The following is a 24,275-nucleotide window of genomic DNA, read 5'->3' on the forward strand; positions in this document are numbered from 1 at the left end:
TAGGCGTTGTTAAAGACGTTGGCCGTTACGGCAGCGGTAATCGTCTTTTCACCTGTTTTCACGGTCATCGTGTATAAAATGCAAAACTTTTGTTCAACAATGTAAGAAACGATCTCGATTTGAGGAGGTGAAACCGATGAACAAGACGGATTTGATCAATTCTGTTGCTGAAAGTGCACAATTGTCGAAAAAAGACGCTACGAAAGCTGTAGACTCCGTGTTCGAAACGATTTCTAGTTCGCTTCAACAAGGTGACAAGGTCCAATTGATCGGATTTGGCAACTTCGAAGTACGCGAGCGTTCGGCGCGCAAAGGGCGCAACCCGCAAACCGGAGAAGAAATCCAAATCGCTGCGAGCAAAGTTCCGGCCTTTAAGCCAGGAAAGGCCCTAAAAGACGCTGTTAAATAATCATGTTATACATAGGGCATAGAGAAAGAGGAAGAGTCTCTTCGCGGGACTCTTCTTTTTATTTTTGCTTCATTCACCCATCGGTCGAGGCTGCCAGTTTTGCACTCGGACGTCCCATCTGCTAGAATTTTGTTGGAGCGTATGTACGGCAATTTGGAGGAAAGGCATGACGACAATGAACCAAGAAAAAATTGAACAAGCGGTCCGAATGATCATCGAGGCGATCGGAGACGATCCGAATCGAGAAGGAATCGTCGATACACCGAAACGGGTAGCGCGTATGTACGAGGAAGTGTTCGCCGGCATGAAACAGGACCCGAAACAATATTTCGCCACCATTTTCGGAGAAGACCATGAAGAACTCGTGCTCGTCAAAGATATTCCGTTTTACTCGATGTGCGAGCATCATCTCATTCCTTTTTACGGAGTGGCCCACGTCGGTTACATCCCGAAAGGCGGGAAAGTGACCGGTTTGAGCAAACTGGCGAGAGCCGTCGAAGCGGTTACGCGCCGACCGCAGCTGCAGGAGAGAATCACGTCAACGATCGCCGATTCAATGGTCGAGTCCTTAACGCCCCATGGCGTGATCGTGGTCGTGGAAGCGGAGCATATGTGCATGACGATGCGCGGGGTGAAAAAACCGGGCTCGAAAACGGTAACTTCCGCTGTTCGCGGCGTGTTTGAAAAAGATTCTGCGTCACGCGCGGAAGTATTCAGTTTGATTAAAGGCCGCTCATGACATTGGCGGCGAAATTATATGATCAACAGTGAGGAGCGAAACGATGGATTCGAATTTTCATAACGATTTTTTCGTGATCAAGGCGGAGGAAGACGGCGTCAATGTGATCGGGTTAACGCGCGGTTCCAACACGCGGTTCCATCATTCCGAAAAACTTGACAAAGGGGAAGTGATGATCGCGCAGTTTACGGAACATACGTCAGCCGTCAAAGTGCGCGGCAAGGCTTTGATCCAGACTCGCCACGGCGAAATGCAAAGCGACGGCCAGTCTTAATGTTTATTCCCGCACATGCGGTATGATATAATACAACGAGACTTAAGCGTGAGACATGTTGGGGGATAAGCGTCATGGATGACCAAGTCGTACGACAGAAAGAAGATCGATTGATCCGTCATATTCGCGAACAAATGCACCATTCTTTTTTAGCAAAACATACGGAATTGCCTCATTTGGACGAAGAAAAAGCAATTATGCTATACCGCATGTTTCTTGATACTAAGCATTCCGAAGAGCACATTTTTACTTATGTGACAACGGTTATGCTCGTTCAAGCGGCTCTAGATGCCCACGATACGATTTCCGTTACGAACAAAGACAGCGAAACGTCGAAAACGCGGCGTCAGCTTGTCATTTTGGGCGGGGACTATTACAGCGGGCTTTATTATGCTTTGTTGACAAAAATGGGCGAGATTCGTTTCATAAGAAAATTGGCTCGTTCGATCCAACAAGTGAACGAGCATAAAATGTTTTTGTACAACGACGCGGATCTTTTTGAGCAGTCCGTCGACCATTTGCGAATTATCGAAACGGCGTTGCTCAAAGACACGGCCGACTATTTTCATCTGCCGTTATGGGGAGATTTTATGGAACATTATTTCTTCATGCGCCGCTTGATGGCGGAAAGAAGGTCGCATCTATCGGCAACTCCGACAAAAGTGACGAAATCGTTGTATGACAGCGCACGTTTTCAACCTTTCACGAAGTTGATCGATCCTTACATAGTGAACTCCATCGAGAAAGTCAAACGGTTGTTTGCAATCGATTCAACCTTTCAGCGCAACGTCGACGTCGATTTTGAACGATCGTTCATCGAATCGGCCGGATTGCAGCAAAAGCTTGCGGAAGAAGGATGACCCATGGGCAAGCCGAATGAAGAACGGGTTCATGAAGTGTTTCAAACGATTTCCGATCGCTACGATTTCATGAATTCGATCATTAGCTTTCAACGTCATAAAGTTTGGCGGAAAGACGCAATGAAACGCATGCAAATTCGCGAAGGGGACAGCGCGCTCGACGTTTGCTGCGGAACGGCGGACTGGACGATCGCCCTTGGCGAAACGGTCGGTTCCGGCGGTCGAGTCGTCGGGCTTGATTTCAGCGAAAATATGCTGGAGGTCGGCAAACGGAAAATTCACGAAACCGGACTCGACAACTTGCGTCTTGTTCTCGGAGATGCGATGAATTTACCGTTCGACGACAATGTGTTCGATTACGTGACGATCGGATTTGGATTGCGCAACGTTCCAGATCGAATGAAAGCGCTGCGCGAAATGCATCGCGTCGTCCGGCCGGGCGGGAAAGTCGTTTGCCTCGAGACGTCGCAACCGACGCTGTTCGGTTACCGCCAGCTGTTTTATTTATACTTTCATTATGTCATGCCGCTGCTCGGAAAATTGTTTGCGAAAAGCTATCGAGAATATGCTTGGCTGCACGAATCGGCAAGCGAATTTCCCGGGAGGCAGGAGTTGGCCGAATGGTTTGAGCATGCGGGATTGCATAAGGTTCAAGTTAAATCGTATGCGGGAGGGGCTGCCGCCCTCCATATCGGAGAAAAACCCGGCGGGAAAGAAAACGGAATCAAGGGGTAATCATGAAACTGACAGAACTTTACCGTGATTTGCGTTCAGATCTTTCGTGTATCGAAAAAGAATTGGAATCCGCCGTGAACGCGGATCATCCGGAATTGCAAAAAGCTTCGATTCATTTATTGAAAGCGGGCGGAAAAAGGATTCGGCCTGTTTTTGTTTTGCTGTGCGGCCAATTCGGCGAAGCACCTCCGGCGGAAATGAAAAAAGTCGCCGTCGCCCTCGAATTGATTCACATGGCTTCGCTCGTCCACGACGACGTCATCGACGACGCCGAATTGCGGCGCGGCCGCCAGACAATCAAAGCCAAATGGGACAACCGCGTGGCGATGTATACGGGCGACTTCATGTTTTCGCGCGCGCTTGAATGGGTGGCTTCGATCGAGAACCCAACATTGCACCAAGTGTTGTCAGATGCGATCGTAGAAATGTGTCTCGGGGAAATCGCGCAAATCCGCGATTTGTATAATTGGAACCAAACTTTACGAAACTATTTGCGCAGAGTGAGGCGAAAGACTGCGTTGTTAATTGCCGTAAGCTGTGAGCTCGGCGCGATCGCCGGCGGATGTGACAAGCGATTTTCGAAAAGGCTGCGCAACTTTGGATACTATGTCGGAATGTCCTACCAAATGACCGACGATATTTTAGATTTCATGGGAACGGAAAAACAACTCGGGAAACCTGCCGGCAGCGACTTGAGACAAGGAAACATTACATTGCCGGTGCTTCGCGCCTTAAAGGATCCGCAAAGAAAAGAAGCGATCATCGCTTTTTTGAACGACGAAGCGGCCGGGGAACAAACGTGGCAGCAAGTGTTGCGTCATGTTAAAGAATCGGAGGGGATCGTTTTCTCGCAACAGTTAAGCGCCCGGTATTTGCAAAAAGCCTTAAACGAGCTCGACGGGTTGCCTGACGTCAAAGCAAAACGATCGCTCCATGAGATTGCCGGATACATCGGCCGCAGGAAATATTAACGTTGTGATGAACGATGTTTTTTGATAAACTTTTTACGGAAAGCGAGGAGATTACATGGAACAAACATTTTTAATGGTTAAGCCTGACGGTGTACAACGCAATTTGATCGGTGAAATCGTCGGCCGTTTCGAGAAAAAAGGATTTCAACTCGTCGGCGCAAAATTAATGACGATCTCCAAAGAACTTGCCGAACAACATTACGCGGAACATAAAGAGCGTCCGTTTTTCGGAGATCTCGTCGATTTCATCACATCGTCTCCGGTTTTCGCCATGGTTTGGGAAGGCGAAAACGTGATCGCAACGGCAAGAAACATGATGGGGGCGACAAACCCTTCAGAATCGGCTCCCGGCACGATCCGCGGGGATTACGCGGTTCAAGTGAGCCAGAACATCATTCACGGATCCGATTCGCCTGCATCGGCGGAACGGGAAATTGGCTTGTTTTTTAACAAGGACGAGCTTTTATCGTACAACAAAACCATTAACCATTGGGTGTAAATGAAAAATCAGCCGATCGCTTTCGGCTGATTTTCGTTAACGTTGAACTATGCGGGAGAAGACGATGACAGACGATTACGAACAATTTGTGCAATTGACGAAACGGTCGTTTTCCGTTGATTTGTCGAAATACAAAGAGATGCAAATGAAAAGAAGGTTGGCGGCGCTGTGTGAACAACACGGGTTTTCGAATTTTGTTTCGTTCCACGAGGCGATGATGAGACGCCCTGAACTCAAGCAAATCTTTCTCGATAAAATGACGATCAATGTTTCGTCTTTTTTTCGAAATCTGAAAAGATGGACGGTTCTGGAAACGGAAGTGCTGCCCCGGCTAATGAAAGAACGCCGCCGTTTGAAAATTTGGAGCGCAGCATGCTCCACGGGCGAAGAACCGTACACGCTTTCAATTTTGCTTTCCCAAACTATGCGGCAGCCGCAGTTCGAAATCATCGCGACTGATATTGATGAACAAGCGTTGGCGAAAGCGAAAGTCGGAACCTACTCGGAACGATCGATGGCGGAAATGCCTGAATCGTGGAAACAGGAATTTTTCGTCCAAGACGGCGCTGGTTGGCGCATTTCCGATTCAGCCAAAGCTAATGTCCGTTTTATCAAGCACGATTTGTTTTCCGAACCGATCGCCCGGGATTTCGATTTGATCGTCTGCCGCAACGTCTTGATTTATTTTACGAATGAAGCGAAAGCCTTTTTGTACGACAGGTTCCAGGATTCGCTTACGTCGGGAGGGATATTGTTCGTAGGAAGCACCGAACAAATCTTCGATCCGGAACGGTACGGATTCAGCGCGGAACAAACGTTTTTTTACAGAAAAAGATAACAAATCCTAGGGAAAGGAAGGGGAGAACAAATGCGTTACTTGACGGCAGGGGAGTCGCACGGACCGCAGCTCACGGCGATTTTGGAAGGGGTGCCTTCGCAATTTGAAATCACCGCCGAAACCATTAATGAAGAACTGGCGCGAAGACAAAAAGGGTACGGGCGCGGCCGGCGCATGCAAATCGAAAAAGACCGAGTGCAAATCTTAAGCGGCATCCGGCACGGCAAGACAACGGGTGCGCCGATCGCGCTCGTCGTGGAAAACAAAGACTGGAAAAACTGGACAGAGATTATGGGTGCGGATCCGATCAGCGAGGAAGAGGCAGAGAAGATTAAAAAGCGGGTGACGCGTCCGCGTCCCGGCCATGCCGACTTGAACGGAGCGATCAAATACGGCCATCGCGATTTGCGAAACGTGCTTGAGCGGTCATCGGCGCGAGAAACGACGATGCGTGTGGCCGCAGGGGCGGTTGCCAAGCAATTGTTGGCGCCGTTCGGCATCAAAATCGGCGGCCATGTCGTGTCGCTCGGAAAAGTCGAGGCGAAAAACACGCATTACGAAAGTCTTGAGCAGTTACAGCAAGTGACGGAAGCGTCACCGGTGCGTTGTTTTGACGATGAGGCGGCCAAGCGAATGATGGCGGAGATCGATAAAGCGAAGGAAAACGGTGATTCGATCGGCGGTGTCGTTGAAGTGATCGTCGAAGGCGTACCGACGGGGCTCGGCAGTCATGTGCATTACGATCGGAAATTGGATGCGAAAATCGCGCAGGCGGTGATGAGCATCAACGCTTTTAAAGGCGTTGAATTCGGGCTCGGGTTTGAAGCCGGGAAACGATTTGGCAGCGAAGTGCACGATGAGATTACGTGGAACGAGAAAGACGGCTACCGCCGGCGAACGAACAACCTCGGCGGTTTCGAAGGCGGGATGACGACGGGAATGCCGATCGTCGTACGCGGCGTGATGAAGCCGATTCCGACGCTGTATAAGCCGCTGGAAAGCGTGGACATTGAAACAAAGGAGCCGTTTGCAGCGAGCATTGAGCGGACGGACAATTGTGCGTTGCCGGCAGCGAGCGTCGTAGCGGAGGCAGTCGTTGCCTGGGAGATCGCAGATGCGTTTTTGGAGAAATTCGGCGGCGATCGTTATGAAGAGATCCGCACAGCGTATGAAAACCACGCGGAATGGGCGAGGACATTTTAACGATGGAGCATTTCGACGTTGTTTCGGCAACGAAGACATATCCGGTTCACATTGGCCCCGGACTGCGTCATCGGTTCGTCGAGTGGCTGCCGAAAGATTTTTCAACTTATTTGATCGTCAGCGACGATATTGTGGCCGCTCGCTATTTGGATGATGTGGCGGTCGCACTTAAAGAAAATCGGGTTCATGCGTTTACCGTCAAAAACGGGGAGCAAGCGAAGTCGTTCGAAACGTATTATGATGGACTGACCTTTGCGCTTGAAAAAGGGTTGGATCGCAAAAGCGCGGTCGTCGCTCTCGGCGGCGGCGTCGTCGGTGATTTAGCCGGTTTCATCGCAGCCACGTACATGCGCGGCATTGGTTTCATTCAAATGCCAACGACGCTTCTCGCCCACGATTCGAGCGTCGGCGGCAAAACCGGGATCAACCATCCGTTCGGCAAGAATTTGATCGGCTCGTTTTATCCGCCGGATGCCGTCATCTTTGATACCGAAACGCTTTCGACGCTTCCGATGGAACAAGTGCGTTCAGGGTTTGCCGAAGTCATTAAGCACGGGCTTATTCGTGATGCGGCAATGTTCGAGGATCTTCGTCGAGCGATCCCTACTGGCGAACATTTGGCGGCTGAAACGTTTGAGCACATTTTGCCGCGGTCGATTCGCGTCAAAGCCGACATTGTCGCCTCCGACGAGAAAGAACTCGGCGTTCGCGCCCACTTGAATTTCGGGCATACGCTCGGCCATGCCCTTGAAGCTGAACTTGGTTACGGAGCGATCACGCACGGGGAAGCAGTCGTCATTGGAATGTTATTCGCCATGCGGTTGAGTGAAGCATATTATCTTAACAAGCTTCCGATTGCTCGAATGACGGAATGGCTGCAGGATCTCGGTTATCCGGTTGCAATTCCCGAAATCCTTGATGCGGAGGCGTTGCTGGCCAGGATGAAACGTGATAAAAAAGCGGAAAACGAGCGGATTCGCTTCGTTCTCATGAAACGGGTCGGGGAAGTGGAAACCGTTTTTCTCGAGGATGCGTTCATCTTACGACAATTAAGGATTGACATGAACGATTCGATCCGCTAGAATGACACTAATTTCAAGTTGAGAGCAAAGTTTAGCTGAGTCGAGAATGAGAACGTTTGAGCAGAGCAGAGCCGGGGAATCATTGAGTCTATCCCGAGGCTGACGTGCTTCGGGTTTTTTTATATTTTTTTCCTCTATCCACCCACTCAGACGTTTCTCTCATTCTCCGAGGAGAGGAGAGATACGCAATGAACCAACTTCAATCGGCGTTTCTTCGCGATGCGGAACGTTACCATACCATCCCGCTGATGCGAAAATTTTTCGTCGACACCCTCACGCCCATTCAAATGTTTCAACAACTGAAAGAAGAAGCGGTATTTTTACTCGAAAGCCGAGATCCGGCTTCGCTTTGGTCCCGTTATTCGTTCATCGGCCTTAATCCTTACGGCCGTTTAAGCGAAGAAGCCGAAGGTTTCGGATATGACGACCTTAAGACCGGGGCGCGTTTGGAGAGCAAAGATTTCCGCACACTTTTTCAAAAAACGATTGAATATTTAAACGTCAAACCGTTGGATACGACCGTTCCGTTTTACGGGGGAGCCGTCGGCTGCATGGCTTACGATGCGGTTTGCGAGTTTGAGCCGGTTCCGGTGCATCCGCACAACGACTTGAATTTCAAACGGTTTACGTTTTTGTTTTGCGAAACGATTGTTGCGTACGATCATGTCGATCACGAGTTGTACGTGTTCTTTCACGTTCGGATGGACGGAACGGAAACGAAGGAGGAAAAACGGCGGCTGTTTACGGAAGCGGAAACGAAAATCGACCGGCTGCTCGGCTTGTTGAACGGGGAAAACGTGAATGGAAATTTCTTTATGCCGGCGCACGATGCCAAGCTCGTCGATTTTTCCAAAGTGCGTTCGAATTTTTCAAAGCGTCAATACATCGAAGCGGTCAACAAAGTGAAGGAATATATTCGTGCCGGAGATGTCTTTCAGGCGGTCCCGTCGCAGCGGTTCGAAAGGAAAATCAACGTTTCCGGTCTCGATGTTTATCGGGTATTGCGAGTCATCAATCCTTCACCGTATTTGTTTTATTTGAAAATTGACGGGTTTGAAGTCGTCGGCAGCTCCCCGGAACGTATTGTGCAAGTGCAAAACGGACATGTAGAGATTCACCCGATTGCTGGAACGCGCCGTCGCGGGGACACGAAGGAAGAGGATCAAGCATTGGCGGCTGAATTGCTCGAAGATGAAAAAGAGAGAGCGGAGCATTTCATGCTCGTTGATCTCGCTAGAAACGACGTCGGGCGAGTGGCGCAATTCGGGTCGGTACAAACGCCGGTCATTACTGAAATTTCTTATTTCTCGCACGTCATGCACATGATTTCGAAAGTCACCGGACGGCTGCGTGAAAACATGGCTCCCGTCGATGCGTTGCTTGCGGCGTTTCCAGCAGGCACGGTGTCCGGAGCTCCGAAAGTTCGGGCGATGCAAATCTTGCAAGAACTCGAGCCTACGGCGAGAAATTTGTACGCCGGCGCGGTCGGGTATCTCGGTTTCGACGGTAACATCGATTCGTGCATTGCGATTCGCACGATGGTCATCAAGGACGGAACCGCCTATGTGCAAGCAGGCGGCGGAGTCGTCGCCGATTCAGACCCCGAGCTTGAATGGGAAGAATCGCGCAACAAAGCGAAAGCGTTGCTCAAGGCGATTGAAATGGCGGAAGAACTTTTCGCGAGGAAAGGGGAAGGGCTTCATGTTTAAACAATATTTAAAAAAAGTTGTCGAAGGCGATGCGTTGACGGAAACCGAAGCGAAACAGGCGATGGACATCATGATGTCGGGTGAGGCGTCGTCCGCTCAAATCGCAAGCCTGTTGACCGTTCTCCGCTTTCGCGGCGAGACGACCGACGAGATGACCGGGTTTGCCCGTTCGATGCGGGAACATGTCGTAACGGTCAATCACGATATGGAAGTCGTTGATACGTGCGGAACCGGCGGAGATGGATGCTCCACGTTTAACATTTCGACAGCGTCATCACTCGTCGTTGCGGCGATGGGAGTGAAGGTTGCCAAACACGGCAACCGCGCGATGTCTTCAAAGAGCGGAAGCGCTGACGTCTTGGATTATTTGGGCATTCCGACGCAAAGCGGTGCGGACGAGGCGGTCCGCTCGCTGCGCGAGCATCATATGTGCTTTTTGTTCGCGCAGCAATACCACGTGTCCATGAAGCATGCGGCACCGACGAGGAAGGAAATCGGTTTTCGCACGATCTTCAATTTAATCGGGCCGTTAACGAATCCGGCTGGCAGCCGGCGCCAGTTGATCGGCGTGTTCGATACTTCGTTTGCAGAAAAAATGGCGCAAACGCTGCGAAATCTCGGAGCTGAACGGGCGATGATCGTCACCGGCGGCGACGGATTGGACGAATGCTCGATCACGTCCCATACGGACGCGGTATTTCTCGAAAACGGCCAAATTACGCGAAGTCGATTCGCGCCGGAAGATTTCGGTTTGAATCGCGGACGAATGGAGCATTTGCAAGTTCATTCGGCTGCTGAAAGCGGCGAAATGATTCGTGAAGTGTTGAACGGAAAAGGCAACCGATCGGCAACGGATATCGTCCTTCTTAATGCCGGAGCAGCTCTTTATGTCGCAGGTGGCGCTGATACGATTGCCGAAGGCATCCATCAAGCACGCGGAGCGATTGAAAGCGGACAGGTGCGGGACCATCTTCTTTCCATGCAGCAGGCGGGAAAGGTCGAGTTTCATGCTTAAGGAAATTTTGAAGGTGAAACAACAAGAAGTTCGTGAACTCGTCATGCCGCCAGCGGCGACTGCCGCGTCGATTTCCTTCTTGCATTCGTTAAAACATCCGAATCGCGATCTCGGATTGATTGCCGAAGTCAAAAAAGCTTCTCCCTCGCGCGGAGTGATCCGAGCGGATTTCGATCCGGTCGATATTGCGTCGCGTTATGAGGATGCAGGCGCGGACGCGATCTCGGTGTTGACGGATGAAACGTTTTTTCAAGGATATCGTGACTACATCCCGGCCATTAAAGAACGTGTGAAACTTCCGGTATTGCGGAAGGATTTCATCATCGACGAAAAACAAGTCACGGAGAGCAAACTTATCGGTGCGGACGCGATATTGTTAATTGCAGCGGTACTGGATGCCGGAACCCTTCATGACTTGTACGTGCAAGCTCGTGAACTGGAGCTCGATTGTTTAGTCGAAGTGCATTCAGAAGCTGAGTTGCATCGTGTGCTTGAACGCTTCACGCCGGAAATCATCGGCGTCAACAATCGCGATCTAGCGAGATTTACAACGTCTCTTGACACGACGGAAAAGCTGTCGTCTTTCATGCCTGAAAACACGTTGTTCATCAGCGAAAGCGGCATTTTCAACCGTTCCGATCTGGATCGCGTAAAACGTTGCGGTGCGCAAGCCGTTCTCGTCGGCGAAGCGCTTATGAAGTCGAAAGATCCCGGTGCCGCCGTCCGGTCGTTGTTTGACGGGGGTGAGTTTGTTGACGCGGCTGCTCGTTAAATATTGCGGCAACCGTTCATTGGCGGACGTCAAGCTAACGGCAGGAAGCCGGGCGGATTATCTCGGATTTTTGTTAACGCCGCACGGCAAGCGGTTCGTCGAACCAGAAGCGGTTGCACAATGGCTTGAAGCTGTTCCTTTACAAGCCCATCAGCGGGTCGTCGGGTTATTTGTCAATGCCACGAAACAATCGGTAATATCGGCCGCCGATGTTGTTCGCATGGACATCATTCAATGCCACGGAAGCGAGCGGCCCGAAAGGGTCGCCGATATTGCCGAGGCAACTGGGCTTCCGGTTTGGAAAGCGATTCATCATGAACGGAGCGCGTTGGATAAGATGAAAGCTTACGCGGGAATCGCGGCAGGGTACGTGGTTGATTGCAAAGTTGCCGGTCAATGGGGAGGAACGGGGTTTTCTTTCGATTGGCGGGCGATCCCCGGCTACATGGAGGAAGCGAGACGCCAAGGCGTGCCTTGTTTCATTGCCGGAGGCATTCGTCCCGAGAATATTGACGACGTACTCGCTTACGACATTGACGGCATTGATCTCGCCAGCGGAATCGAAGAACAGAACGAAAAGAGCGGACGGAAAATGAGAGAATTAGAGGAGAGGATGAGGTACCATGGGAACTGAACTTCCGGATGCGCGGGGAAGGTTCGGGGCGTTTGGCGGGAAATATGTCCCTGAAACGTTAATGCACGCGCTGGAAGAACTTGAAACAAAGTTGGATGAAGCGATGGCCGATGAAGCGTTTTGCGATCGCTATCAGAAAGAATTACGTGAATACTCGGGACGGCCGACTTCCTTTACGCACGCGAGCCGATTGTCTGAACAAATCGGCGGGGCGGCCATTTACTTGAAGCGGGAAGACCTTAACCACACCGGCGCTCATAAAATTAACAATGCGATCGGGCAAGCCTTGTTGGCTGTGCGGATGGGCAAGAAGAAAATCGTCGCTGAAACCGGAGCAGGACAGCATGGGGTTGCATCGGCGACCGTCGCTGCGCGTTTCGGGTTGGAGTGCAAAGTTTTCATGGGCGAAAAAGACATCGAACGGCAAAAGTTGAACGTGTTTCGCATGCAGCTGCTCGGTGCGGAGGTCGTTTCCGTGTCATCCGGCAGCAAAACGTTGAAGGATGCGACGAACGAGGCGATTCGCTATTGGGTGACGCACGTGGACGACACCGCCTATTTAATCGGCTCTGTGGTCGGTCCGCATCCTTATCCGAAGATGGTCCGCAATTTTCAGCGCATCATCGGCGACGAGACGAAACAGCAATGTATGGATGCGTTCGGACACTTGCCGGATGTTGTTGTCGCATGTGTCGGCGGCGGGAGCAACGCGATCGGCATGTTTTATCCGTTTCTCGACGATCAAGTTAAGCTTATCGGCGTAGAAGCGGCCGGAGAAGGCGTGGAGTCGGGCAACCATGCGGCGACGATTACGTGCGGCCGCAAAGGCGTACTGCATGGATCACTCACGTATTTGCTGCAAGACGAGGATGGGCAAATTCAAGAACCTTATTCGATTTCGGCCGGCCTCGACTATCCGGGCGTCGGTCCCGAACATGCACATTTGCACGCAAGCGGACGTGTCGTTTACCGTGCGGTAACCGATCACGAAGCGTTGGAAGCTGTTGCGGTGCTTTCGCGCACCGAAGGCATTTTGCCTGCGATAGAGAGTGCACATGCGATCGCCGAGGCTTTGAAGGAAGCGGCGTCGATGCAAAATGACGAAAAGCTTGTCATTTGCTTATCGGGACGCGGCGACAAAGATGTGCATACATTAATGGAGCGATTAGGGAGGGAGAGCCATGAACGAACGCTTTCGACAGTCGATTGAAAACGGCGCGCGCCCGTTGTTCATTCCTTTTATTACAGCGGGGGATCCAAATGCGGAAGCGACGATTGATTTAGCGGTCACTTTGCAGGAGGCAGGAGCAAACGCCATTGAACTCGGCATTCCTTATTCCGACCCGCTTGCCGATGGTCCTGTCATTCAGGCAGCTTCGGAGAGGGCGCTTCAGGCAGGGATGTCGCTGAAAAAGGCAATGGCACTCGTACCGGCGATGCGTGCCAAAGGGGTAAAAGTTCCGATTCTTGTATTTACTTATTACAATCTTTTGCTACAATTGGGGGAAGATCAATTTTTCGAGCTGGCGCGGACGCAAGACATTGACGGGCTGCTCGTACCTGATTTGCCGTTTGAAGAAAGCGGCGTTTTGCGGGAAGCGGCAGCGAAGAACGGGCTCGCTTTCATTTCGCTCGTTGCGCCGACTACGTCCAGTGATCGATTGAAAAGGATCGCCGAAAATGCCGAAGGATTCCTTTATTGCGTGTCTTCGCTCGGGGTGACGGGTGTAAGGGACGGGGAGTTTCACGAGAACGTTTATCGGTTTTTGGGTATGGTCAGGCGATTCAGCAGCATCCCGGTCGCCGTTGGATTTGGCATATCGAGTCGCGAGCAAGTGAATCAACTTGAAGGTCATTGCGACGGGGTGATCGTCGGAAGTGCGATCGTTCGCGAAATTTCTCGGCACAGCCATGCGTTGGCTTCTGCGGAAACCCGGCCGCAAGCACTCCTCCGGTTGAAAACGTTTATTTTGGAACTCAACGGACGGACGATAGCAACTTAATATTTTCGGTGAGGTGTTTGGTTGATGCAAGCGAAACGACAATTGCAACATTTAAAGCCGTACAAACCCGGCAAAAACGTGGAAGACGTCCAAGAAGAGCTCGGTTTGACAAAAATCGTGAAACTGGCGTCGAATGAAAATCCGTTCGGTTGTTCCGAGGCGGTGAAACGAGCGATTGAAAAGGAAATGAGTGAATTGGCTGTGTATCCGGACGGGTACGCAACGGTATTAAGAGAAAAAACCGCACATTTTTTGAACGTCGGTACGGAAAATTTAATTTTCGGCGACGGATCCGATGAAGTGATCCAAATGATTTGCCGGGCGTATTTGACGGCCGACGACAATACGGTCATGGCTGCGCCCACATTTCCGCAATACAAGCATAACGCGGTCGTCGAAGGTGCGGAAATTCGCGAAGTACCTGTACGGGACGGGCGCCACGATCTCGAACGAATGATCGAGGCGATCGACGAAAAGACTAAGATCGTTTGGCTTTGCATGGTCAACAATCCATCGGGAGAATACATTCGGGACAAGGAACTCGCATCATTCTTGAGTCAAGTTCCCGAGAAAGTTCTCGTCGTCTGTGACGAAGCTTATTATGAGTATGTCGTGGCCGACGATTATCCGGATACCTTGTCTTTCATGAACGAGCATCGGAATTTGGTCATCACCCGCACTTTTTCAAAAGCTTACGGATTAGCTGCGCTACGTGTTGGATACGGAATTGCAAACACGAGCGTCATTGCAGCCATTGAATCGGTCAGACAGCCGTTCAATACGTCGCGAATCGGGCAATTGGCCGCCGCGGCCGCGTTGGAAGATCAACCGTTCATCGATCACTGCCGAAAATTAAATCGAGAAGGGCTCGAGAAGTTTTATCGCTTTTGTCGTCGTCACGAGTTGACGTATTATCCTTCGCAAGGCAATTTCATCTTGATTGATTTTGCAAGAAGCGGCGATGAAATTTACGATTATTTGCTCAGAAAAGGCTACATCGTGCGTTCCGGGACGGCGCTCGGTTACCCGAACGCGGTTCGGATTACGATCGGGAGCGAGGACGAGAACGACGACATCATCGAACATTTGCAACATTATTTCCAACATCAAACGCAGTAAGGAGTTGCCGTACGTGAAGCAAGTTTTTGTCATCGGACTCGGTTTAATCGGAGGTTCGTTAGCGCTCTCAATTAAAAAACAACATCCAACGTATGAAATTGTCGGTTATGACGTGGATGCGGAGCAAGTGCAGCTTGCCGAATCGCTCGGTGTCATCCATCGCTCGGAAACGGAAATCTCCGCCGGAACACCGTCCGCCGATCTCGTTGTCATTGCCGCCCCCGTGCTGAAAGCGGAAAAGGTGATCGAACAATTGGCAGCTTGCACGTTCAAAGCGGGTGCGATGATCACTGACGTCGGCAGCACGAAAAAAGAAATCATGAAGAAAGCGCGTGTGTTTCGCGAGAAAGACGTGACGTTCATCGGCGGTCATCCGCTTGCGGGTTCGCACAAGACCGGCGTTGCTTCGGCAAGCGGCCGTTTGTTCGAAAACGCTTTTTATGTGCTTATTCCTGACGGAAATGCAACCCCCGGCCGGCTCGGCGAATTGAAAGAGTGGCTGGCAGGAACAAAGGCGACATTCATTGAGATGACCGCTGACGAACACGATCGGATCGTTGGTTCAATCAGTCATTTCCCGCATATCGTCGCCGCCGGCCTCGTTCACCAACTGTCAAAGCTCGACGATGAGCGGTTTGATTTAAAAAGGCTCGCGGCTGGAGGATTTCGCGACATTACGAGGATCGCCTCGGCCAGCCCGCGCATGTGGCACGACGTGCTTATGCACAATCAGGAAGTGCTGCTTGAATTGATGAGCCGCTGGGAAACGGAAATGAACGAAGTGAAATCGATGATTGAACAAAAGGACAGTGCGAGGATCTTCGCGTATTTTCAAGAGGCAAAACGCATCCGCGACTTACTGCCGCAACGTAAGAAGGGTGCGCTGCCGCCGTTGTTCGACCTCTATGTCGATGTCCCCGACTATCCGGGCGTGATCGCTCATGTTACGAACGTGATTGCGAAAGCAGAGATTAGCATTACAAATATTCGTATTATCGAAACGCGAGAGGACATCATCGGCGTACTCCGGCTAACGTTTCGCAGCGAAGAAGACAGGGAACAAGCGGAACGCGCGTTAAATGCGGAATCTTATAAAACTTATGTCAGCGATTAAAAGTTCGAAAATTTTTCAAAACAGACTTGCATTTTCTTATCATCGTGTTATAATAAAAGTGTAAATGGTTTCTCTCCACTCCTATCCATATTTACACTTTTTTAACGGCCTGATTTGACAGCGCTTACAAAGCGAGTCATCAGGTTTTTTTTTATGTATTTTTTTAACGATCATGAAATCGGTTCCGCGCTTCAACGTTTCTTGCGTTTTTACCGTGTTCTATCTTGCTCCCGCGACTCATAGCTTGTCTGTAAGGATTCGTATTTCCGGGAGGGGATTTCATGTATATTATCAAAGGAGCGGAAACGACGCGCGACTCGGCGCTCGCTTTTCTCGCCGACGGCGGGAAAGTGGCGTGCATTACCGAATATCTTCGTTATTTGAAACATGTGCGCATGAATTGTGACGGTTTCGCCATTCGTCCGGGAAAGGTAGCGGTCGACGGTACACTTTTGCAGCTTGACGATTACAAAGAACGTTTGACGCAATGGCAAAGAAAAGGTGTGACGACGGTACTCGTCTTGTGCGATATCGAGAAAGACGCCGATTTGCGCGAGTCGTTGAAACATGCGCGGCATCGGCTCATTAACAGCAGCATTGATTATGTCATCGGCGTCTCTTATCCGATGAGGAAAATCACACCTTCGTTCATCCGTTTGTGCAAACGGGAGAAGGTGCCTTTTTTGCTCGCTCGCGTTTATGAGGAATCGGATGTTTCCGCTGTGGCGTGGGAATGGATTCGCGATGCTCAATTTCCTTACCGTTTTCCGATCGTTCCCGATTTCGGGACTTGTTCATCCTATGATCGTTCAACGAAATCACCGTTGTCTGACTGGCTTGAGACGGCAAAACACAATCAAATCCGTACGTGGGCTGGTTTCGACAACGAATGTCCCATGCTCAGCAAAAAGGCATTGCGAATGATTGGCATTGCCCCGCTCAAAGGCGAATTGCGCGCGGGAGGCGACCTTGATTACGTGCTGTATCGGCGCGGCAGACTTGCCGATCCGAACGAACTTCCTTATCATGAAGAGGGTGACAATCAAGAACGGAATCCGGATGTCGTCGTGCTTCGCGGCCGATTGATGAAAGCCGGAAAAACCGTTTATTACCGCCCGGGGTACGGAAAAGAAATTCCGATTCGCGTGCCGGGTTTTTTGACCTATTACTCATGAATGGAAGCAAAAGGGGTCGTGATGCCGATGATCGAGAAGATTGAAGAAGCGGTCGCGTATGTTGAGACCGGCGAGGTGGCCAAAGGATTGCGGTTACTGGAAGAAGCCGAACGAGAGTCTGACGAACAGGAACGGTTTCAAATCGCGCAATTGTACCGTGAGTGGGGACATGTGGAAAAGGCGAAAGGGATCGTCGAGCAGTTGCTGAAGCAATTTCCTGAAGAAACAGAGCTCACTTTTACGTTGGCTGAACTGTTGATCGATCAAGGAGAACAAGAACGAGCGGTTGCGATTCTTTCCGATCTCGACGGCACTGAAGAAGATTTTTTGCGTGCTTCGTTGCTGCTTGCCGACATTTACATGAGTGAAGGATTGGACGAAGTGGCTGAACGAAAACTGCTCGAGGCGAAAAGAAAGGATCCCGCTCAACCGGTCGTCACCTACGCCTTGGCGCAATTTTATTTCTCACTCGGTCTTTATGCGAAGAGTGTGCCGCATTACGAACAACTCATGCGTGACGGAGAACTGCCTGACGAGCCGATCGCACTCCGATTAGCCGACGCCCTCAGCGGAAGCGGAAACTTCGAAGCTGCGCTTGAAATGTACGAAAAAGCGGACAGCCGTTACATCGACGATGATGGACTGTTTCATTACGGATTTACAGCGTGGCAGGCTGGTGAAACGCAGCGGGCGATTGAATTGTTTGAACGATTAAGGGAAAACGACCCGGATTACGGCAAGCTGTATTTGTATTTAACAAAGGCGTACCGAGCGGAAGGGGCGCCGCACAAGGCGCTTGAAACGGCCGAACGGGGGATGGAGTTGGAAGGCATTCATGACGATCTCGCTTACGAGGCTGGATTGACGGCGAGCAGCCTCGGAGAGTCCGAAACCGCGGAGAACTATTTTCACCGTGCGCTCGCGATCAACAGCCAACATCATGGAGCGCTGAAAGCGTTGGCGGGTTTGTATCGAAAGAATGACGACAACGAGGCGGTGATCGAATTATTGCGCGGCCGTCCGGACATGGAAGAACATGATCCCTTATTGGTTTGGTATTTGGCATCGGCTGAACATGCTGAAGAAAACTTTACCGAAGCTGCGAAACATTATGCCGACGTGGAAAGTGATTTGGATTCGAATCCCGAGTTTCTCGAGGAATATGGTGATTTCTTGCTTGAGGAAGGCCGAAGGCGCCAAGCGAAAGAAAAATACGAAAAGGCGGTCACGCTCGATCCGACCTTGCTTCATTTGCTTGAGAAAATCGAACAAATCGACGATCCTTTTTCTTGAACGAAAAAAGAAGGATTTTTTTTCGGCAAGTCGAAATACTAGTATACGAACGAATTCACGACAAAGGGAAGGATCACGATGATTTTCGATGTCAAGCTGGCAGAGAAGAAGCAGTTCATTCGCTGGTTTCTTAACCAACACGAGTTGAAGAAAAGAGAATGCGTCTGGTTGCTGAATTATTTGACCGGCGACGACCGCCTGATGGACCATGTCCATTTTATCCGCCATGCCGAATATTGCCCGAAGGCGATTATTATGTCTGCCCGATGCACGCAAGACGTGCCGTTTCAATATTTCAAGCAGCATGTGATGACGGTCGACCCTGAAAAAGCGTTTCACGACATTCGAATGTTCCGAAACGAGCCGTTGTACATTCAGCTCAATTTTAAAAATCACCACCTTTGTCCGGAATATGCGGCCGTTTTGGAAGAAAATCCGCATTATGAGGAACAAATTTCCGATGTATATGCGGATATCGCCGAGTCGGTCATTCTCGATGCGAAAAAGAAGTTTGAACAAAACGATTTGATGCGAAAAATCGATCTGGCGCTAGAAGCGAATGATAAGCAAACTTTCATGAAACTGACCAAACAATTAAAGCATCCGTTCTCCCCTTGATCCGCGTATCGGGGGTTTTTTTATGGTAAAGAATGGCGATGGTTTGCAGGACTGCTTTTATGGTATCCTGTTACAGGAAAGGGGTGCGATGAAAATGAAGTGGACGGTTCGCGACGTCGGCGCGTATTTCGCAGAAAGAGATTATGTCGACACAGCCGTCGTGCCGCTGGTGAAAATTACGTGGCATAACGAAATTAAAGCAACGGTTGAACAAGGTGAATTTACCACATTGATGGCCGATCGATTGGAAGGGCAGTTGAAGGGACGGTTGATGCTGTTTCCCCCGTTTACTTACTTAAAAAGCGAGGATGTTGCAAACCGGTTGAAGCGGCTTCAATCGTGGATGGAGATGCTTCGCCGCGACGGGATGAAACACGTCTTCCTGATTACTTCGGACGCCGAATGGAAGACGGTTGAGTCCGATCTGGACGAATCGTTGATTTGGATCCCGTCGCTTCCGCTCGAACATATGGATCCGGAACACGGCGATGAAATGATTGCCAATCAAACGAAACAATTGTTGCAAATCGTAACTGCAAAATGGCAAAACGCATAGATCGCACGGAATGAAACATGATATAATTGACAGTGTGATACGGCGTGAGCTATCATTAAGAATGTCCTAGTAATATGTGTGTTTTCCTCACATACAGACGACGAATATTCTGTATGCAACATTCCAAATTTCGTAACACAGCAAGGGGGGGAAACAATGTCAAGCGAGCATGATGTTTCAAGACGCCAGTTTTTAAATTATACGTTAACAGGCGTTGGCGGCTTTATGGCTGCGGGAATGACTTTGCCGATGATTCGCTTCGCCATCGATCCGCTGTTGAAGCAAGGAAAAGGCGAAGAGAATTTTTACGACATCGGGTTGAAGGAAAGCGATTTAACGGAACAACCCCAAAAGATTCAATTTGTTCAGAAAGATATTAAAGACGGTTGGTATACGTTCGATCAGAAGAAAGAAGTTTACGTGTTCAAACATGAAGGGGAGATTTTCGCTCTTTCGCCCGTTTGCACGCATTTAGGCTGTCTCGTTCACTGGTCGCCGGAACCGCCGTATGCGAACGAATTCCAATGTCCTTGTCACGGCAGCCGCTTTACAAAGACCGGAATCAACATTGCTGGATTACCGGCAACGGCACCGCTTCATCGGTACGATGTAAAAGTAAAGGACGGCAAAATTCTCATCGGGAATTTACATCCGCGCAACAATATTCCGGCAGTACCGCCAAAATATTAAAAGGGGGCGTAGTCATGCTATCGAAGTTTTACGACTGGATAGACGAACGCCTGGACATTACGCCCATGTGGCGAGATCTTGCCGATCACGAAGTTCCCGAGCACGTCAATCCAGCCTATCATTTTTCTGCCTTCGTTTATTGCTTCGGAGGTCTAACCTTTTTTATCATTGTCATTCAAATCTTGTCTGGCATGTTTTTGACGATGTATTATGTTCCGGATATTGAAAGAGCCTGGGATTCTGTTTATTATTTGCAAAACAACGTAGCATTCGGGGTTATCGTCAGGGGCATGCACCATTGGGGATCCAGCCTCGTTTTGGTGATGGTATTTTTACATACCTTAAGGGTGTTTTTCACCGGTTCCTACAAAAAACCGCGTGAAATGAACTGGGTCGTCGGTGTGTTAATGTTTTTCATTTTGTTGGGACTCGGTTTCACCGGTTACTTGTTGCCGTGGGACATGAAAGCTTATTTCGCGACGAAAGTCGGTTTGCAAATTGCCGCCTCGGTTCCGTTGTTTGGACCGTGGATCAAAACCATCTTGCAAGGCGGCGATTTGGTCGGTGCGCAGACGCTTGCCCGCTTCTTTGCGATTCATGTCTTTTTCCTTCCAGCAGCTTTATTCGGACTGTTGGCGGCTCACTTTATCATGATTCGAAAACAAGGCATTTCCGGTCCCCTGTAAGGAAGGCATTTCGCATCTTCCGCTGTACGGAAGCCTATGAACCAAATGCGACACACTTTTGAATCCGTCGAAGATGAATGAAAAGGAGGGGAACGCATGCATCGCGGGAAAGGCATGAAATTTGTCGGGGATTCCCGGATCCCATTGAATCGTTCAAAAAACGTTCCGAAAGACTATTCGGAATACCCGGGAAAAACGGAAGCGTTTTTGCCTAACTTTTTATTGAAAGAGTGGATGGTCGGCGCTGTTTTCCTTGTCGGCTTTCTTGTATTCATTATCGCTTCGCCGCCGCCGCTCGAGCGTGAAGCAGATCCATTGGCGGCAGGTTACACGCCGCTTCCCGACTGGTATTTCTTGTTTTTGTACCAGTTTCTCAAATATACTTACGCATCCGGACACTACGTCGTGCTCGGCACCGTCGTATTTCCGGGACTTGGCGCTCTTGCCCTTCTTCTTGCCCCATGGCTGGACCGGGGTCCGGAAAGAAGAATCGCGAAACGCCCGATTGCTTCGGGTATGATGTTGCTCGCTTTAATTTCAATTTTCTTCTTAACGTGGCAATCGTCTGTGACCCATAACTGGGAACACATTGAGCAACAAGGCCAAATTCAACCGACTGCCGATATCGACAAGAGTTCCAAAGGCTATAAGATTTATGCGAATCAGACGTGTATCAATTGTCACGGCGAGAATTTGCAAGGAAAAATCGGTCCAGCTTTGATCGGGATTGACAAGTCGGTGAAAGAGATTAAGCACATCGCCAAAAACGGCATCGGCAAAATGCCGGCCGGCCAGTTTCAAGGTACGGAAGAACAACTCGAAACGCTTGCGAAATTCATCGCAGGTCTCGGCGCGAGCGGAGGCGGCGGAGGCAGCGCAGGCGAATGATTCCAATCGTTTTTCAAAGGAGCTGACTCAGGTCGGCTCCTTGTTTGTTTGTTTCGGCAAGTTTGGCGTCAGCCAAGCATGAAAGGAGTAGATGTTAGTGACAGCAATTTATTACCTTTTACGGAAACGAAACGTCTTGATCGCCTTGTTTATTATTAATTTGCTTGGCACGGTTTACGGATATTACTGGTACAGGCATCAACTTGCCGCTTCACCAGCCGGCTTCATTCCTTTCATCCCGGACAGTCCGACGGCCAGTTTATTTTTCGTATTTGTTCTTGCTGCTTTTCTCCTAAAGATCCACGTGCCATGGCTTGAGGCGTTTGCCGCCGTTACGTTGTTTAAATATGGTGTTTGGGCGGTCGGCATGAATTTGGCAGGCGGCTGGCTCGGGGACACGTTGCAATTTCAAAATTACATGCTTATCGTTTCCCATGCGTCGATGGCTGTTGAAGGATTGTTGTTCGCGCCGTTTTACCGATTCAAGCCGATTCATTTGCTCGCCGCAGGCGTTTGGACGCTGCACGATGTTGTCATCGATTATGTTTTCGACATGATGCCTTGGTATCCGATCCTCAATGAATACAAACCGTTCATCGGCTACTTGACGTTTTGGCTCAGCCTGCTGTCTCTCTTTCTCGTCTATCAGGTGGCCTTGCGAAAAAATCGCTTGAAAATCGAATTGTAGGTCTACTCTTGTCCCTCTCTACATAAGCATGGAATTAGAATAACGAGGGGGGACAAGTACGCCTATGAGATTCGTTTCCAGCTTTTTTTGTGCGCTGATGCTTTTCATGCCGGCAACGGTTTTTGCTGCTGAACCAGGCATGAATCATAAATGGGACAAGTTGGCCGACATATCGGCACAGGCGTTGCACTTGACACAACAGGAAAAGTATGAAGAAGCGAAACAAATGCTCGACTATTTCGAGAAAGTATTTACCGACAAAAATCATCAATCGTCGGGTTTGCCAATGGCGAACTTGAGAGTATTAACGACGACGTATGAACTGGCAAAACGTTCCGTCACAAGCGTATCGGAAGAGGCTGAGGCGCGAAAACAAAACGTCATGCGGTTTCACTTGGTCGTTGACGCCTTAAATGCGAATAAGCAGCCGCTTTGGAAAAGCACGGAACAACAAGTAATGGAGCCGCTCCATGCCTTGAAAAAGACGGCGCAAGCTAAGGACGAACGACAATTCCAGCGTCGGTTGAATGAGTTTTTAAAGGCATACGAGTTAATCCACCCAGCCTTAGTTGTCGATTTGTCGATGGCGGAAATGGGCAGGATTGATTCGGAGATTCAATATTTGATCCATTACCGGACGCATTTCTTCAACCAACCGAATGCCATGGAACATTTGCAGCGCATTGAATCCGATTTCGTGGCTTTGTTCAACGGCACTTTAAAAGATCAAATGGAGCCGACGCTGCCGTGGGTGATGTTGACGATCGGCGGCATGATCGTCGTCACGTTGTTTTATTCGGGTTGGAAAAAGTACCGAGCAGAGAAAAAAGCACGTAAAAAAAGGAAGGAAAAAGCCGACCACCGGTCACGCTTTTGAGGGGGTCGTGTTCGTTGACACAGCTTGCTTCGGCGGATAAAATAAAAGATAAGGAGAAGACTATATTCCATGGAGGAATGTCATCATGTTGTTAGGGATCGGATTTATGGCGATCTTAATTATTATCCCGCTGTGGGCTCAAGCTAGAGTGAAACGGGCTTACCATAAATACTCGAAAGTAAGTAATACGACCGGGCTTACCGGCGCCGAAGTTGCGCGCAAAATCTTGGACGACAACGGATTGTTTAACGTTTCCGTCCGTGAAGTGCAAGGCCGGTTGAACGATCAATTGAGCGACCATTACGATCCGAGGTCGAAAACGGTGAACTTGTCCAGCGCCATTTATCACGGAACTTCCATTGCCGGCACGGCCGTTGCCGCGCACGAGGTTGGACACGCGATTCAGGATGCGAAGAACTACGCACCGCTGCGCTTTCGGCACTCGCTTGTACCGGTCGCCAATCTCGGTTCGCAAATGGCGTTTCCGTTGATTTTGTTCGGTGTCCTTTTCAGCATGACCGGACTCGCATTGCTCGGCGTTGTCTTTTTCGCAGCCGCCGTTTTGTTCCAAATCGTCACGTTGCCCGTTGAATTTAATGCGTCCAGCCGCGCGATGAACCAAGTTGTCTCCCTCGGCATCATCGACGGCGGTGAACGCAAAAACGCCAAAACTATGCTTGACGCGGCAGCGATGACTTACGTGGCGGCTACGCTTGTCGCCGTACTTCAACTGCTCTGGTTTTTGCTCAGTTTTGTCGGGATGAACGAAGATTAACCCGTCCGTGTAAACGAAACCTCCCTTTGCCGAATGTGCGGCCAAGGGAGGTT

Annotated in this window: 28 protein-coding genes; all 28 read left to right on the forward strand. The window is 50.0% G+C overall.

Features of this window, described 5'->3' with window-relative positions:
* The first annotated feature begins 136 nt into the window (after positions 1–136).
* The 28 genes from VFK44_12860 to VFK44_12995 all read left to right on the forward strand — a co-directional run bounded on the left by VFK44_12860 (position 137) and on the right by VFK44_12995 (position 24,222).
* Complete coding sequence (locus VFK44_12860) at positions 137–409, forward strand: HU family DNA-binding protein (protein ID HET7629256.1); 273 nt, start codon at positions 137–139, stop codon at positions 407–409.
* 166 nt (positions 410–575) lie between these two features.
* Positions 576–1,148, forward strand: a complete 573-nt coding sequence (gene folE / locus VFK44_12865; GenBank protein ID HET7629257.1) for a GTP cyclohydrolase I FolE — start codon at positions 576–578, stop codon at positions 1,146–1,148.
* 43 nt (positions 1,149–1,191) lie between these two features.
* Positions 1,192–1,422, forward strand: coding sequence for a trp RNA-binding attenuation protein MtrB (mtrB, locus tag VFK44_12870; protein HET7629258.1), 231 nt, complete (start codon positions 1,192–1,194; stop codon positions 1,420–1,422).
* A 74-nt stretch (positions 1,423–1,496) separates the two neighbouring features.
* Positions 1,497–2,282: a heptaprenyl diphosphate synthase component 1 gene (locus VFK44_12875; GenBank protein ID HET7629259.1), complete on the forward strand. Its 786-nt coding sequence runs from the start codon at positions 1,497–1,499 to the stop codon at positions 2,280–2,282.
* A 3-nt stretch (positions 2,283–2,285) separates the two neighbouring features.
* A complete protein-coding gene (locus VFK44_12880; protein ID HET7629260.1) occupies positions 2,286–3,017 on the forward strand; it encodes a demethylmenaquinone methyltransferase in 732 nt (243 codons plus the stop codon).
* Positions 3,018–3,019: 2 nt separating this feature from the next.
* Positions 3,020–3,988 (forward strand): heptaprenyl diphosphate synthase component II, encoded by a 969-nt coding sequence (gene hepT, locus VFK44_12885; GenBank protein HET7629261.1) that lies wholly within the window; start codon positions 3,020–3,022, stop codon positions 3,986–3,988.
* A gap of 55 nt (positions 3,989–4,043) precedes the next feature.
* Positions 4,044–4,487 carry a nucleoside-diphosphate kinase gene (gene ndk / locus VFK44_12890; GenBank protein HET7629262.1) on the forward strand — a complete coding sequence of 148 codons (444 nt, stop codon included), beginning with the start codon at positions 4,044–4,046 and terminating at the stop codon, positions 4,485–4,487.
* Between the two features lie 64 nt (positions 4,488–4,551).
* Positions 4,552–5,325 (forward strand): protein-glutamate O-methyltransferase CheR, encoded by a 774-nt coding sequence (locus VFK44_12895; GenBank protein HET7629263.1) that lies wholly within the window; start codon positions 4,552–4,554, stop codon positions 5,323–5,325.
* Positions 5,326–5,355: 30 nt separating this feature from the next.
* The gene (gene aroC, locus VFK44_12900; GenBank protein ID HET7629264.1) at positions 5,356–6,528 is read left to right on the forward strand and encodes a chorismate synthase; all 1,173 of its coding nucleotides are present in this window, start codon (positions 5,356–5,358) and stop codon (positions 6,526–6,528) included.
* 2 nt (positions 6,529–6,530) lie between these two features.
* Positions 6,531–7,610 (forward strand): 3-dehydroquinate synthase, encoded by a 1,080-nt coding sequence (gene aroB / locus VFK44_12905; GenBank protein HET7629265.1) that lies wholly within the window; start codon positions 6,531–6,533, stop codon positions 7,608–7,610.
* A gap of 188 nt (positions 7,611–7,798) precedes the next feature.
* Positions 7,799–9,319: an anthranilate synthase component I gene (gene trpE / locus VFK44_12910; protein ID HET7629266.1), complete on the forward strand. Its 1,521-nt coding sequence runs from the start codon at positions 7,799–7,801 to the stop codon at positions 9,317–9,319.
* Positions 9,312–10,334 carry an anthranilate phosphoribosyltransferase gene (trpD, locus tag VFK44_12915; protein HET7629267.1) on the forward strand — a complete coding sequence of 341 codons (1,023 nt, stop codon included), beginning with the start codon at positions 9,312–9,314 and terminating at the stop codon, positions 10,332–10,334. The genes trpE and trpD overlap by 8 nt, the downstream gene beginning before the upstream one ends.
* Complete coding sequence (gene trpC, locus VFK44_12920; protein HET7629268.1) at positions 10,327–11,106, forward strand: indole-3-glycerol phosphate synthase TrpC; 780 nt, start codon at positions 10,327–10,329, stop codon at positions 11,104–11,106. The genes trpD and trpC overlap by 8 nt, the downstream gene beginning before the upstream one ends.
* The gene (locus tag VFK44_12925) at positions 11,087–11,740 is read left to right on the forward strand and encodes a phosphoribosylanthranilate isomerase (GenBank protein HET7629269.1); all 654 of its coding nucleotides are present in this window, start codon (positions 11,087–11,089) and stop codon (positions 11,738–11,740) included. Before trpC ends, VFK44_12925 begins: the two co-directional genes overlap by 20 nt.
* Entirely contained in the window at positions 11,730–12,950 is a 1,221-nt protein-coding gene (gene trpB / locus VFK44_12930; protein HET7629270.1) for a tryptophan synthase subunit beta, read from the forward strand. The genes VFK44_12925 and trpB overlap by 11 nt, the downstream gene beginning before the upstream one ends.
* Positions 12,922–13,743 carry a tryptophan synthase subunit alpha gene (gene trpA / locus VFK44_12935; protein HET7629271.1) on the forward strand — a complete coding sequence of 274 codons (822 nt, stop codon included), beginning with the start codon at positions 12,922–12,924 and terminating at the stop codon, positions 13,741–13,743. Before trpB ends, trpA begins: the two co-directional genes overlap by 29 nt.
* 24 nt (positions 13,744–13,767) lie before the next feature.
* Positions 13,768–14,862, forward strand: a complete 1,095-nt coding sequence (hisC, locus tag VFK44_12940; protein HET7629272.1) for a histidinol-phosphate transaminase — start codon at positions 13,768–13,770, stop codon at positions 14,860–14,862.
* A 13-nt stretch (positions 14,863–14,875) separates the two neighbouring features.
* Positions 14,876–15,976 carry a prephenate dehydrogenase gene (locus tag VFK44_12945; protein HET7629273.1) on the forward strand — a complete coding sequence of 367 codons (1,101 nt, stop codon included), beginning with the start codon at positions 14,876–14,878 and terminating at the stop codon, positions 15,974–15,976.
* Positions 15,977–16,257: 281 nt separating this feature from the next.
* Positions 16,258–17,151, forward strand: a complete 894-nt coding sequence (locus VFK44_12950; GenBank protein ID HET7629274.1) for a hypothetical protein — start codon at positions 16,258–16,260, stop codon at positions 17,149–17,151.
* Positions 17,152–17,178: 27 nt separating this feature from the next.
* Positions 17,179–18,444 (forward strand): tetratricopeptide repeat protein, encoded by a 1,266-nt coding sequence (locus tag VFK44_12955; GenBank protein HET7629275.1) that lies wholly within the window; start codon positions 17,179–17,181, stop codon positions 18,442–18,444.
* Between the two features lie 78 nt (positions 18,445–18,522).
* Complete coding sequence (locus VFK44_12960) at positions 18,523–19,062, forward strand: ReoY family proteolytic degradation factor (GenBank protein HET7629276.1); 540 nt, start codon at positions 18,523–18,525, stop codon at positions 19,060–19,062.
* A gap of 88 nt (positions 19,063–19,150) precedes the next feature.
* Positions 19,151–19,618 carry a YpiF family protein gene (locus VFK44_12965; protein ID HET7629277.1) on the forward strand — a complete coding sequence of 156 codons (468 nt, stop codon included), beginning with the start codon at positions 19,151–19,153 and terminating at the stop codon, positions 19,616–19,618.
* 156 nt (positions 19,619–19,774) lie between these two features.
* A complete protein-coding gene (locus tag VFK44_12970; protein HET7629278.1) occupies positions 19,775–20,308 on the forward strand; it encodes a ubiquinol-cytochrome c reductase iron-sulfur subunit in 534 nt (177 codons plus the stop codon).
* Between the two features lie 14 nt (positions 20,309–20,322).
* Positions 20,323–20,994, forward strand: a complete 672-nt coding sequence (locus VFK44_12975) for a cytochrome b6 (protein HET7629279.1) — start codon at positions 20,323–20,325, stop codon at positions 20,992–20,994.
* 96 nt (positions 20,995–21,090) lie between these two features.
* Positions 21,091–21,882 (forward strand): c-type cytochrome, encoded by a 792-nt coding sequence (locus VFK44_12980; GenBank protein HET7629280.1) that lies wholly within the window; start codon positions 21,091–21,093, stop codon positions 21,880–21,882.
* Between the two features lie 97 nt (positions 21,883–21,979).
* Positions 21,980–22,570: a DUF1405 domain-containing protein gene (locus VFK44_12985; protein HET7629281.1), complete on the forward strand. Its 591-nt coding sequence runs from the start codon at positions 21,980–21,982 to the stop codon at positions 22,568–22,570.
* Between the two features lie 64 nt (positions 22,571–22,634).
* Positions 22,635–23,447, forward strand: coding sequence for a sporulation protein YpjB (gene ypjB, locus VFK44_12990; protein ID HET7629282.1), 813 nt, complete (start codon positions 22,635–22,637; stop codon positions 23,445–23,447).
* An 85-nt stretch (positions 23,448–23,532) separates the two neighbouring features.
* Positions 23,533–24,222 (forward strand): zinc metallopeptidase, encoded by a 690-nt coding sequence (locus VFK44_12995; protein ID HET7629283.1) that lies wholly within the window; start codon positions 23,533–23,535, stop codon positions 24,220–24,222.
* The last annotated feature ends 53 nt before the right edge of the window (positions 24,223–24,275 follow it).

It is taken from the genome of Bacillales bacterium, assembly GCA_035700025.1.
Taxonomy (GTDB): domain Bacteria; phylum Bacillota; class Bacilli; order Bacillales; family DASSOY01; genus DASSOY01.